At 37.2% G+C, this 13,377-nt stretch carries 9 protein-coding genes; 3 read left to right on the top strand and 6 right to left on the bottom strand.

What is annotated here, in order from left to right:
* Positions 1–181: 181 nt before the first annotated feature.
* From ASC72_RS11615 to ASC72_RS11590, 6 genes are all read right to left on the bottom strand, one after another.
* Positions 182–1,084, bottom strand: coding sequence for a glycerophosphodiester phosphodiesterase family protein (locus ASC72_RS11615; protein WP_082564294.1), 903 nt, complete (start codon positions 1,082–1,084; stop codon positions 182–184).
* 11 nt (positions 1,085–1,095) lie between these two features.
* Entirely contained in the window at positions 1,096–2,670 is a 1,575-nt protein-coding gene (locus ASC72_RS11610; protein WP_056190878.1) for a calcineurin-like phosphoesterase family protein, read from the bottom strand.
* A gap of 10 nt (positions 2,671–2,680) precedes the next feature.
* Complete coding sequence (locus ASC72_RS11605; RefSeq protein ID WP_056190875.1) at positions 2,681–4,114, bottom strand: SusD/RagB family nutrient-binding outer membrane lipoprotein; 1,434 nt, start codon at positions 4,112–4,114, stop codon at positions 2,681–2,683.
* Between the two features lie 7 nt (positions 4,115–4,121).
* A complete protein-coding gene (locus ASC72_RS11600) occupies positions 4,122–7,520 on the bottom strand; it encodes a SusC/RagA family TonB-linked outer membrane protein (protein ID WP_241775684.1) in 3,399 nt (1,132 codons plus the stop codon).
* A 120-nt stretch (positions 7,521–7,640) separates the two neighbouring features.
* Positions 7,641–8,582 (bottom strand): FecR family protein, encoded by a 942-nt coding sequence (locus ASC72_RS11595; RefSeq protein ID WP_056190871.1) that lies wholly within the window; start codon positions 8,580–8,582, stop codon positions 7,641–7,643.
* Between the two features lie 89 nt (positions 8,583–8,671).
* Complete coding sequence (locus ASC72_RS11590; RefSeq protein ID WP_056190869.1) at positions 8,672–9,259, bottom strand: RNA polymerase sigma factor; 588 nt, start codon at positions 9,257–9,259, stop codon at positions 8,672–8,674.
* A gap of 418 nt (positions 9,260–9,677) precedes the next feature.
* Here ASC72_RS11590 and gndA point away from each other — a divergent pair, with 418 nt between their 5' ends.
* Genes gndA through pgl form a run of 3 tightly spaced genes read left to right on the top strand, consistent with a single transcriptional unit; the run spans position 9,678 to position 13,342 of the window.
* Positions 9,678–11,087, top strand: a complete 1,410-nt coding sequence (gndA, locus tag ASC72_RS11585; protein ID WP_056190867.1) for an NADP-dependent phosphogluconate dehydrogenase — start codon at positions 9,678–9,680, stop codon at positions 11,085–11,087.
* Between the two features lie 25 nt (positions 11,088–11,112).
* Positions 11,113–12,642 (top strand): glucose-6-phosphate dehydrogenase, encoded by a 1,530-nt coding sequence (gene zwf, locus ASC72_RS11580; protein ID WP_056190865.1) that lies wholly within the window; start codon positions 11,113–11,115, stop codon positions 12,640–12,642.
* Complete coding sequence (gene pgl, locus ASC72_RS11575; protein ID WP_056190863.1) at positions 12,626–13,342, top strand: 6-phosphogluconolactonase; 717 nt, start codon at positions 12,626–12,628, stop codon at positions 13,340–13,342. Before zwf ends, pgl begins: the two co-directional genes overlap by 17 nt.
* The last annotated feature ends 35 nt before the right edge of the window (positions 13,343–13,377 follow it).

Here is a 13,377-nt window from a genome sequence, read left to right as displayed (position 1 = left end):
GAATAAAACTTAATCTAAAAGGAATGAGCCCGATACAATATCGAGCTCATTATTATCAAATTTAATTATAAATTCGTCTAAACTTTTGGGTGCAGTTCATTGTGAAGGCTTTTCTAAAAAAAATAAATAAACTGAACACAAATTCAAAGCGATCCTAAACACAAGATCACTCTAATTGTCTTTATATTTTTTTTAATACTTTCTCAGGATAATCTGTAATAATTCCATCAACCTGTAGGGCAAGCATTCGTTCAATAGCTGCATCTTCGTTAACGGTCCATGGTATAATTTTCATCTTTAAAGTTCGAAGCGGACCCATCTGATTTTTGTCCAGCAATTTATAATTCGGACTATAAATTTCCGGTATGAAATCAAGCCTTGCCAAGTTTTCCGTCAAAGTGCCTTCACCTACAAGAAAGGCAATGGTAGGTTTAGGATATTTTTTATGAAAAACATTTAAAAGCACCGGATCAAAAGACTGTATATTCATCTTTTTTTCAATTCCTTTATCATTAATTATTTTCATCACCATTGCAGAAAATACTTCAGGCTGTGGCTGTCGTATACCGTAATCTGCTTTTTCTGATTTGATTTCAATATTATACCTGGCCGGCTTTAGCTTATTTATCTTGATGTAATGCTCCACACTATCGATTACCTCTGAAAGTAATGGTTTATACGTTTTCATTTTTTGCTGACTTGGAAAACTAACATTTCCTCTGGAACCGCTGTCAAATCTTTTAATGCTGTCATACGTCATTTCATAAAGATTATAGCTGTGTTCTTTTTCTTTTGCTATAGGATTTCCATCAGGATCTGACATATACTGGGCCGACATAAAAGTCTCATGCGAAACCACCACTTTTTGATCTTTGGAAATCACAACATCAAGCTCTATAACAGCAACACCTTTTTTTACTGCGCTCAAAAAAGCCGGAATGGTATTCTCCGGAAAATTGCCACGGTCACCACGATGTCCCTGCACCTCAACAACATGTTTCTGAGGTGTCTGACTTGTGGTAGCACATTGATAGGCTGTTACTATTAATGTACAAAGAAACAGGGCCTTTATTGTTCTTATCATGTGATTCTGAATTATTTTACTTTGTCAATTCGATAACTGCTGCTGGCCGTATGGGTTTTACCAAACATGTCAGTAGCTTTTATTTCAATTGTATGTTGTCCCAAAGCAAGATCAGAAGGAATATTTCCTCTCCAAACATGCGTGCTTTTTTCAGGATCTGATGAGCGTCTTCCTGGCATCAATACTTCTGAAAGCTCCCATTCATAAACCAGTGCTACATAAGACGGATCCTCTGTCTGCACATAATCCATCTCTTTCCATTCTCCCTGATCTACACGGTACACCACTTTATCTTTTTTGCTTCCCATAAAAAAGTTCACAAATACACCTGATTTGGTACGTTTACCTTTTGCAACCACTTTTGGAGTAAAAACCTTCATTTGATAATCCTGCGCTTTTCCAGCTGTTTTGTAATCTACCGTATATTGATTTCCTGCAAAATGAATGAAAGCATATCCCTTTGGTGTTCCGTCTCTCATAACTGAAATTGGAATTCCTTTCTCATCCAATTTTCCTGAATACCAATCACCTGATGTTGTTCCGATATTATAATGATGGTGCGGTTTCTCTTGTAACCAGCCATTCTTCTGATCGAAAAAATCCTGACGTTGCATATGGGTGTGCGCCGAAAGTGACAGCGTATTTGGGAAATCCTTCAGCAATTCAAATAACTTTTGACGGTCACTGTCCCTGAAAGAATCGTCTTTAGGATCCGGCTCACTAAGCGGAATATGAAAAGCCATTACAATCAGATTGTCTTTAGGTACTGTTTTAAGATCGTTTTCAATAAATTGCATTTGTTCCTCTGTAAATCCTCCCCAATATCCTTCATTATCCCTTGGGTCAGGATATAAAACATCATCAAGTATTATAAAATGTACTTTGCCATAATTGAAAGCATAATTGGCAGGTCCGAAATGAGCTTCGTAGGTTTCATCAGCAAGATTATCAGCTTTGGCATCAAAATTTAGATCGTGGTTTCCTAAAAGATTGTACCATGGAATCCCAATTTTTTTGACTGCCTGAATATAGGGATTGAATAAGCTAAGGTCATTCCCAACCAAATCTCCCATGCTCAGTCCAAACGGAATGTTCTTAATTCCTTCAACCTCTGAAACAATTCCTCTGGTAAAAAAATCAACTTCTTCCAAATTATAAGGCTGAGGATCTCCAAAAACAAGTGCTGTAAAATCAGCCGTTTCTTTTTGTGTTATCAATCCAAAATCAACTGACTCCGGAAGTTTTCCTGTTGGCGCGACACCTTCGAATTTACTTTTTGGAGAACCTTCTGGTTTGTAATTGTAAAAAAACTGTGGAAGGTTGTCTTTGTTAACCCCTATTTTATAACCTGAAGGCTTAATTACAGCGATAATAGCGTTGTTTTCCACAGGAAGTACATAGTTTCCTTTTTTGTCTGTAACTACTACTTCTCGTCCGTTGGTTACTGCAACATCTGCAATACCTTTTTCTTTTTTGTCTTTTTTCCCGTTTTGATTCAAATCTTCAAATACGTTTCCTTTGACAGTTGTTTGTGCGGTTAAAATCCCGCAAAACAATATTGCGCCTAATATAATTGTCTTTTTCATCTTTAATTTTTTATTTGTCCCACCAAACTTTAGAATTGATATTATCTCCTTCAATCATCTGAATGGCTTCCATATAGTTTTCGTAGTTTTTAATCTGCTGATTATCCGGATAGGTAAATCTTGAAGGCATGATTCCTCCGTTAAGCATTGCCGTTGTAGTGGGCAAAACCGGAAATCCTGTTCTGCGGTATTCAAACCATTGTTGATAATCGGTAAAATATAGCGCATAATACTTTTGAAGCATGATTCTCTCTAATGTACCATTATACTGCGCCTGTATATTATCGAAATAATTAGCAGGAGCTACGGCCTTCACCTGCTCTATAGCCGACTTAACACCTTTTACATAATGTCCGGCTGCATCTGCAACATAACCTCGCTGTGCCATTTCTGCTTTGATAAATTCCACTTCGGCATAAGTCAAAATAAAGATCTGCATAGGGTTTTGCGCCTGCACATTCACTAATGTTGAGGCATTGTACTTAAACTGAGAATCAGAACCTGCATAAGCACTTGTAATTCCTTTATACCCAAGAGGCGCATTGGTAACCAGAGCTGTAGCTCCCGTGGCAATTATGGCTCTTCTCGGATCTTCAAGAGCATTAAGGTTATCAATAAAAAACGAAGCCATTTTTATATTAAGGTTAAAATCCTGCGGTCTTCCCCATGGAGACATATTAGGAGAAACACCTGTAACTTTTAAAATCGCGCCTTCGGCTGTAGTTGTAAAAACCGGATAAATTTCAGGATGCTCAATCATATACGTCAGCTTTTCAAAAGCTTTCGTTTCGGTGCGGTTTGATACTCTTAACAATAATCGCATTCTTAACGAATTGGTGAATTTCTTCCAGCTGGCCACTTTATTCTGAAACAAAATATCTTCGGCATAAATCATAGGTTTACTAACATCATAAAGTGTATTGGCTCTTTCCAAATCTGCCAGTAAGATCTCATAAATAAATTCCTGTTTATCATATCTTGGATATAGAATTCCCTCTTCTCCACGCGTAGCTTCGCTCATCGGAACAGGTCCGAAAAGATCCGTTAAATTGGCATAAACCAAAGCATTAAGCGTGAGAGCAATCGCTTCATAATTACCGTCTTTGGCTTTTACCGAGGCCATACGCATTTCTCTGATGTTATTAAGCCATTTGTAATAATTATTCCATGCTGAATTACCAATATTATTACTGACATCATAGCGATGAAGTCCGCCGGTAATACTTGGATATGTTAGGGATACCTGCATTAAATTGAAGGTAACATCAACACTTTGCAGCGCATTCTGAGAAGCAATCCCATAAATTATCGGATTCAATAGTGTACCGGGACTTACCTCGGTTATAAGATTAGGATTTTCATTAAGCTCTTCAAAACCTTGTGTACAGGAAATACTCATTCCGGTAAGCAATACTAATATTGCAGCAATTTTTATTTTTTTCATTGTCTTATTATAAAGTCAAACTTAAATTAAAACCATACGTCGTCGGCGAAGGCATCTGTCCTGTTTCTACACCAGGAAGAATAGTGTCACCATTTAGTGCTGCTGTTTCAGGGTCATAGATTGGGAAATCTGAAATAACAGCTAAATCTCTTGCGAAAACTGAAAACTGAACCGACTGCAGACCTGTATTTTTAATCCATCTTTTTGGCATAGCATATTGAAGGCTTATTTCACGCAGTTTCGCATAAGAAGCATCAAATGAATTGGATTCAATATTGGCTCTTCTGTAATAACGAACATACCAATCTGCCGTCGCCACTTTCTTTGTATTTGGCGCATAGCTGCCGTCAGCATTCTGAATCACTCCATCTCCAATGATAAAACCATCGGCTCTACCCATTTCAGTAGAATCCAATTTACCCTGCTCAGCAAGTTTGTGGTGTGTCATTGAATAAAGCATACCGCCATACTGCCCGTCAATAGTTACGTTCATTGTAAAATTGCCAATGGTAAAAGTATTGGTCAAACCTGCCTTCCAATCCGGGCTCGCATCTCCAATGTATTGTATTTGTTCAGGATAAGCCGGAAGACCTGCATTGTCGTATACAATCTGCCCGTCAGGTGATCTCACAAAACCAAAACCATAAATTGCACTTGTAGTCCCTCCTACTTTTGCAATGATAGAAGCTGTTCCTCCTGTACCAATAATCTGTTGTCCGTCGATTCCTTCTGCAAGTTCCATTACTTTATTCCAATTGCGTGACCAGTTTAGGTTTGCATTCCATTTGAAATTTTTATGATCTATGAATTTTCCGCCAAGAGTAAGCTCAACACCACGATTCCTAACTTCACCTCCGTTTAATACTGCTCCACTGTACCCTGTTGAAAAGTCCATCGGAATATCAATAATTTGATTTTTTGTGCTGCTCTCATAGACAGTTCCATCCACTGTCAGGCGATTATGAAGCATTCTGATTTCAAAACCAGTTTCAAAACTGGTGGTAATCTCCGGTTTAAAATGGTCATTGTATAAAACCGTCAACGTCTGGGCTGAACTCGGAAAAGCACTTTGTCCATAATACTTTTGAGTTTTATAAGGCTCTGTATCATTCCCAACCTGTGCATAAGAAAACCTGTATTTTAGATAATCAATCGCTTTTGGCAAGGCAGCCATTTCTGAAATGATTAAACTTGTATTTACAGATGGATAAAAGAAAGAATTGTTTTTTACCGGCAATGTACTGGTCCAGTCATTTCTTCCTGTTACATCTACAAAAAGCATTTCACCATATGACAAGGAAACCAAGCCGTAAAGACTGTTCATTTTTTTATAAGCATCTCCTAAAGTTAAAATTGGTGCGCTTGATCCGTTTGAAAGTTTGTAAACTCCAGGAACTACTAAACCTGTTACCTCTGCTTCAGTACGTCTGTATTTGTAACTCATGGCATTTCCTCCGGCTGAAGCCGCCAGAGCGAATTTGCTTCCAAAATTCTTTTTATAAGACAGTAAAAAGTCCGTATTGATTTCCTGTTTGTACACATCCTGTCTTTCATAAAAACCTTTTGCATATCTGTTGATACTATAAGGTCTTTTTTGTTCTCTGGTCTGATTGTAAGTATTAAGAGCTGAACGAAGCATTAAATCCAGATTTGAGGACAATTTAATATTGGCAAAAATATTTCCAACAATCTGGTCACTATTCAACGTATTAGTAGCTTCATAGGCAATTAAATAAGGATTGTCAATAAAAGAACTGAATGGATGCAACTGTTGAATCTGTTCTTTTCCTTTCTCCCAAATAGGACGATACCAATCAAGATCAATGTTTGGCTGTTGGAAAATCATGAAATAAGCAATGGAACCGTTATTATAACCTGTTGAAGGAAGGTTATCACTGTTTCTGGTATTGTAGTTTACGGTAGTTCCTAATTTGATTTTCTCCGATACCTGATAATTGGCATTGATGGCAGCCGTTACCCTGTCAAAACCAGTATTGGGCATAATCCATTCATTTTTCTGGCGACCAAGTGAAAGACGCATAGAGCCTTTCTCATCACCACCTTGTATAGAAATGTTGTTGTTTAAGGTTATCCCGGTGTTCCAGAAATCTTTACGGTTGTCTCTATAAGAAGTCCACGGAACCCTGTTTGCTGACTGACCTTGGAGTGTTGGATCATATTGATAGAAATTTTGTCCGGTAAAAGCAGGTCCCCAGGCGCTGCTGGTTCCACTAGTACTGGTTCCGTCGGCAGAATTTCCATAAGAATAATACTGGTTTCCCTGAGCATCAGGCGAATTACCTGTTCCTTGTCCATATTTGTATTGATAGTCCGGCCATCTCTGTACTTTATCAAAAGCAGCACTCGTACTGTACGAAATACCAAGTCCTTTGTTTTTCTTGCCCGATTTTGTGGTAAGAATCAATGCTCCATTTGCAGCACGGCTACCATAAAGCGCGGTAGCTCCTGCTCCTTTTAAAACGGTAACACTCTCAATATCATCAAGATTAAGATCTGAGATTCCGTTACCATAATCAATAGGTGAATCTTCTCCCATGTAAGCGCTTGATGAACCTGAGGTTGTCATTTCTGCATTCACCGGTACGCCGTCTACTACAATAAGCGCATAGTTTCCTTTTGGACTCAGCGATCTGTTTCCTCTCAGTGTAATCTGCTGTGAGTTAATTGGTCCGGAACCTGCTGAAGTAATACTCAATCCTGCAACTTTTCCTTTCAAAGCAGACGACCAGTTATTAGATCTGGCCTGAGATAAGCTTTCCGACTTTATGGTCTGTTGTGAAAACCCAAGTCGTTTTTCTTCTCTTTTAATCCCTAAAGCCGTTACAACAACCTCATCTAACTCACTTGTACTTACTTTCATGGTAATGGTAAGGAACGAATTGCTTACTGCAACATCCTGTGAAAGATACCCCAGATAAGAAACGGTAAGAACTGCTGAAGAGTTTGACACTGCAAAGTTGAAATTCCCTTCCATGTCCGTCAAAGTACTGGTGTGAGTTCCTTTTTCAAGAACTGTAACTCCTGGCATTGGAAAGCCACTTTCATCAAGTACTTTTCCGCGTACGGTCATCTGGGCGTGCCTATTTTTGGTCACTATAATAGTATTATTAATCTTTTTGAAAGAAAGTCCGGTTCTTTCTGAGATTTTTAAAAGGATGTTATCAAGACTTTCTTTTTCAGCAAAAATCGTGATGCGCTGAGAAGTCCCCGATATTTTTTCATCAAAAACAAAAGTGAAGGCTGTTTTTTGCTCAATCACTTTAAAAAATTCTGTAATTGTGGCATCCTTCAGATTTAAGCTTATTTGGCTTTCTTTTGTCGAATTTGTAATGGCAAATCCCTGAAGAGTCAAAAAGAATGTTATCAGTATATAAAGATTTTTCATCTTCATATAGTTATTGAAAAAAAATTGTAGTTTCGTGTTCATTACTATTGGGCTATAAATTTTTATTTGTAGTCTTTTTTTTAATGCCCGTTTCCGTTGCACCGGAGGCGGGTTTATTATTTAATCTTTAGGCGTCTTTCTTCTTATAACAATATGGTTTTGGGTTAGGTAAATTATTTTTAGCTGTTTCAAAAAGGCAATACTTTCCAATACATTCTCTAATTTTTCATCTTTAAATTTTCCTGAAATGGTAAATTTTTTGATTTCCTGATCTTCAAATGTGATATCCACATTGTACCAGTTTTCAATAATTTTGGCTGTTTCAGAAAGTGTTGTTTTTTTAAGAATAATGGTGTTGCTGGCCCAGGCAATACCTTCTGAACTATCGTCTGTTGAAATATGAAAATCAGCATTATGCTTCAGATCAGCTTGTTGGTTTTTAACAATAACTACCTTGTTTCCTGAGGCAGAGCTAACTTCAACTCTTCCGGTAAGAACACTTACTTTGGTAGATCTGTGTTTATAGGAGTTAACATCGAATGAAGTGCCCAGTACCCTAACTTTTACATCATGAGTTTGTACAATAAAAGGTCTTTTTACATCGCGAAACACCTTAAAATAAGCTTCTCCACTGAGTTTGATATTTCGGGTGTCCCCGAATTCTTCCGGATAGGTAATACTGCTGTTGGAGTTCAGCACTACCACGCTACCGTCTTGCAGCAAAACTTCTTTTTTTTCTCCTTTATGGGCAATCTGAATGATCTCCTTTGGTGTCAATACAAATTTTACAACGGAAAAAGAAACTGCAATGGCAACAATTAAAATCGCTGCAATTCTGAGGGCTTTTTTAAATCTAAAATTTCCAGGTTGTTTTTTGGTTTGTAATTCATGGAATGTTTTTCCGAGAATTATATCACCCTTTGAATCAGGGAATTGATACAGGCTAATAGTTGAATCATCCTGCATTTTGTCGAAAAAGGCTTCAACAGCCATTTTTTCTTCGGGTGTGCAAGTACCTTCTGTGTATTTTTTTGCCAGTAGCAAAAGGGCTTCTTTTTTCAAAATGAGTGCTTTTATAGATAAGTCACCAATTTTGATTCAGACAAGTAGTCGAAAAAGCAGTCTTAACGTTTTCTTAAAACAGTACTTTTTTAGTTAACATAAAGAAAGGTTGCCCAGTAAAAAAGCAGTGTATTATAATGATATCCATTAAGACGCAACTGTTTTAAAGCATTGCTGATATGCTTTTCGACGGTATGGATAGAAAGGCTTAATCTTTCTGCAATTTCAGCATTCGAAAAGTGCTCCATTCGGCTTAATAAAAAAACCTCACGACACTTGGGTGTCAATTGACTGATCTGATTCATAATACCGTTTTCGAATTCAATATATTCGATGTTATCCACGGTATTGTTCGGCTCCGGAATAGTCTCCAGAACTTCAAGATGCTCACGATCAAATTTCAAGCTTCTGATATGATTGGCAATTTTGTATTTTACAGCCCTGAAAAGATAAGCTTCGAGATTAAGAATAACTGTATTTGCTGAATTTTTCCAAAGACTGATAAAAATTTCCTGAACGATATCCTCACAAATTTCTTCTTCTTTATAAATCTTAAAAGCATACGTATACAATTTCTTCCAGTATCGGTCGAAGATAATTGCAAACGCGTCATGGTTTTCCTGAAAAATCAATTTCTGGAGTTCTTCGTCAGACATTTGCAAAAGATAGTTTTTCATAATAGCTTTAAAACAACAAATGAAAACTAACACACAAAAAATACCTAAAAAGTTGATTTATCTTTATGTTAAATTAATAGCGTATTACCACAGAAATAAGCTACAACAAATGTTAATATCGTTTTTCTTTTAACTTAATCTGCTTCCTTTTTACACATTTATTTAATTCAAAGAAAAAATATTGAGAGCCTCTAAATGTGTTTTTCACACATAAAAAAGTAACAATAAAGACTTAAAGTGACCTAAAAATCATCCTCTGTTTCATCATTTTTCTCTAACTTAGCGGGGTAGATCTTACTATTTAAGATTGAGACAAACTTTGTTTTTTCTGCAAAGAACTGAACGAAAAAGAATTACTATTTTTTCCACTCCTTTTTTCAGAAAAACATTTTATAATAATTTTAGTTAATTGAAAACTATGAGCAAATTTGATTTTGGAATTGTAGGATTAGGTGTAATGGGTCGTAATTTACTTTTAAATATTGCGAACCATAAATTTGCAGCAGCAGGTTTAGATTTAGATACCGAAAAAGTTAATTCTCTTCAGCAAGAGGCCGGTCCTGATGATACCATTGAAGCAACAACAGATGTTAAACATTTTGTAGAACTTATTCAACAACCAAGAGCTATTATGCTGCTGGTTCCTGCAGGAAAGCCTGTTGACAGTGCAATAGCAAGCTTACTTCCTCACTTAGACAAGGGAGATATTATCATTGATGGCGGTAATACTTATTTCACCGATACCGACAGAAGATTTTTAGAATTATCTGCTAAAGGGATTCATTTCTTTGGAATGGGAATTTCAGGAGGTGAAAAAGGTGCCCGATTCGGCCCTGCTATGATGCCTGGTGGCGATCAGAAAGCATACGAAAGACTTCGCCCAATTTTTGAGGCTATTGCAGCAAAAGTTGATGGAGAACCTTGTGTAGAATACTTAGGAAACGGATCTGCCGGTAACTATGTAAAAATGGTTCATAACGGAATCGAATACGGAATTATGCAATTGATTTCTGAGATTTATGACCTGATGAAAAGAGGTTATAATCTGGATGAAGATACGATTCAGAAAACTTTTGAAGAATGGAACCAAACGAACGATCTTAAGTCCTATCTGATCGAAATCACCGGAAACATACTGAAACAAAAAGATGAAGACGGAAGCAGACTGATCAATAAAATTTCAGATTGGGCAAAATCTAAAGGAACAGGAAAATGGACTTCTCAAAACGCAATGGATTTGCAAGTACCGATTCCAACTATTGATGCAGCGGTTTTTATGCGCGATATGTCTAAAACGAAACCGGAAAGAATTGAAGCTGCAAAAAAAATAATTTGGAACAGTAGCGAAACTACCGTAAATACAAGCGAGGCGATTGCTGCTTTAAAATCAGCTTTATACTTTTCTATTGTTGTGACTTATGCACAAGGATTAGCGCAGCTTCACACTGCTTCTAAAGAATATAACTACGGATTAAATTTAGAAACTGTTGCCAAAATATGGCGAGGAGGCTGTATTATTCGTGCCAACATTTTAGAAGATTTCAGAAAAGCTTATGTTACAAAAACAGATTTACCAAATTTACTTTTAGATGCTGGAATTGCTTCAAAACTAACGGAGAACCAGGCAGGAATGCGAGCAGTGATTCAATTTGCAGTTCAAAAAGGATTACCTGTAGCGGGACTAATGAATTCATTAGCTTATTTTGATGCCTACAGATCCGAAAATCTCCCAACAAACCTAATTCAGGCACAGCGCGATTATTTTGGCGCTCACACTTACGAAAGAATCGATACTACCGGCGTTTTCCACACACAATGGTCTGAATAAGGAACCTTAGCAACACAACACACAAATGAGTAAGTTCAAAAATATAAATCCAACAATCATTGTCATTTTTGGAGGAACCGGAGACCTGGCAAAAAGAAAACTCTTTCCTGCATTTCAAAATCTGTATCTCGATGGCCGTATGTCGAAGAAATTTGAGATCATCGCACTCGGAAGAGCTGAAAAAAGCAATGAAGAGTTTCGAAGCTATGTGCTAGAAAATCTAAATATCTTTTCAAGAAAGAAAGATATTGCGGATCCGGAAACTCAAAAATTTCTTTCTCACATAACCTATCATAGCCTTGATATCGACAAAGAAGAATCGTATCAAAGTCTAAATGAAAAGATAAATAATATTGATGAAACGTTTGGAGAACGTGCCAATCGTCTTTTTTACCTTTCCATTACGCCTTCTTTCATAAGTACCATTTCCAGTAATATTAAAAAAATCGGGTTGGCTGCTAATCCTAAGCAAGATCGTATCATTATTGAAAAGCCTTTTGGTTACGATAAAACTTCAGCGATTGCCCTTAATGAAATGCTTTCGCAGACTTTCAAAGAAGAACAAATTTACAGAATCGATCATTATCTAGGTAAAGAAACCGTTCAAAACATTCTTGCTTTCCGTTTTGGAAATTCGATGTTTGAACCTTTATGGAGCCGAAACTTCATCGACTTTGTTCAAATTACAGTAGCAGAAGAAGTTGGCGTTGAAGAACGCGGTGGGTTTTATGAAGGAGTTGGAGCCTTAAAAGATATGATTCAGAACCATTTGCTTCAAATTTTATGTATGACCGCTATGGAAGCTCCGGCTTCATTGGAAGCGGATGACATCCGAAACCGTAAAGCAGATGTTTTAAAATCGATTCGCCGTATCAAACCGGAGGAAGTGGATCATTATGTTGTCAGAGGTCAATACGACGCAGGTGCTATAAAAGGAAATCCTGTTCCCGGATATCGTCAGGATAAAGGGATTGCTCCCGATTCTATTACAGAAACATACGTGGCCATGAAAATTTATCTGGATAACTGGAGATGGCAGGGCATTCCGTTTTATTTGCGTACCGGAAAAAGAATGGAAGAAAAACAATCTTCTATTATTATACAGTTTAAACCAGTTCCGCATTCCTCATTTTCATACGGAAAAGAAGGCATGACTCCAAACAGACTTATTATCAATATTCAGCCTGCAATGGATATAAAACTGCAGTTTATGACCAAAAAACCAGGTCTGTCACTTTCTTTAAGACCGGCAGAAATGATATTTGATTATTTCGCCTGCTCTACAATGTCTCCGGAAGCTTATGAAACATTGATCGCCGATGCATTGGCAGGAGATCCGACTCTATTCATGCGATGGGATCAGGTAGAACAAGCCTGGGATGCAATTGATACTATTCAGCAACTATGGAAAAATACAGTGCCTGTCAAATTCCCAAATTACAAAGCAGGAAGCTGGGGACCTGAAGAAGCAGACGAACTTTTAGCGCGTCAGGGACACAAATGGATTCCAAACACACAAACAAAAGAAGAACTTTTAGATGATACAGATATATAATACTACAGAAGAAATTAATACTCAAGCAGCCGCTCTTTTTGTAGCATCAGCACAAAAAGCAATAGCTGAAAAAGGCAAATTTACAGCCGTACTTACAGGAGGTTCCTCTCCTGCCGGGATTTACAAATTATTAGCTTCTGACGATTACAAAACCAAAATAGACTGGAGCAAAGTTTTTATTTTCTGGGGAGACGAACGCTGGGTGCCTCTTAATGATGACCTTAGTAATGCAAAAATGTCTTATGCTACATTATTAAGCCACGTTCCTATTCCGGCTGAAAATATTTTTGAGATGTACGCAACTGGTGTTACACCTGAAGATTTTGCCATTACTTACGAAAAATCTATTAGAAAAGTTTTAGGAGATGAAGGAAGATTTGACCTAATCTTATTAGGAATGGGAGATGACGGACACACAGCCTCACTTTTTCCAGGACAAGCTGTATTGGAGGAACAAACCAAATGGGTTTCTGCCTACTATCTGGAACCACAAAAGATGCATCGTATTACACTTACTGCACCGCTTATAAACAAAGCTGAAAAGATTGTTGTAATAGCTTTCGGAGAGAAAAAAGCGCCTGCATTGAAAGAAGTAACAACCGGATCGTATAATCCTGCAACTTACCCGATGCAATTGATTAAACCTCTTTCAGGAGAATTATTATTTCTTATAGATAAAAGTGCAGCTGGTACAAATTAGAAAATTGTTTATAACCAGTTTGTAATTAAAAATAC

It is taken from the genome of Flavobacterium sp. Root420, from assembly GCF_001427905.1.
Classification (GTDB): domain Bacteria; phylum Bacteroidota; class Bacteroidia; order Flavobacteriales; family Flavobacteriaceae; genus Flavobacterium.
This window is presented reverse-complemented; position numbering and strand designations above follow the sequence as displayed.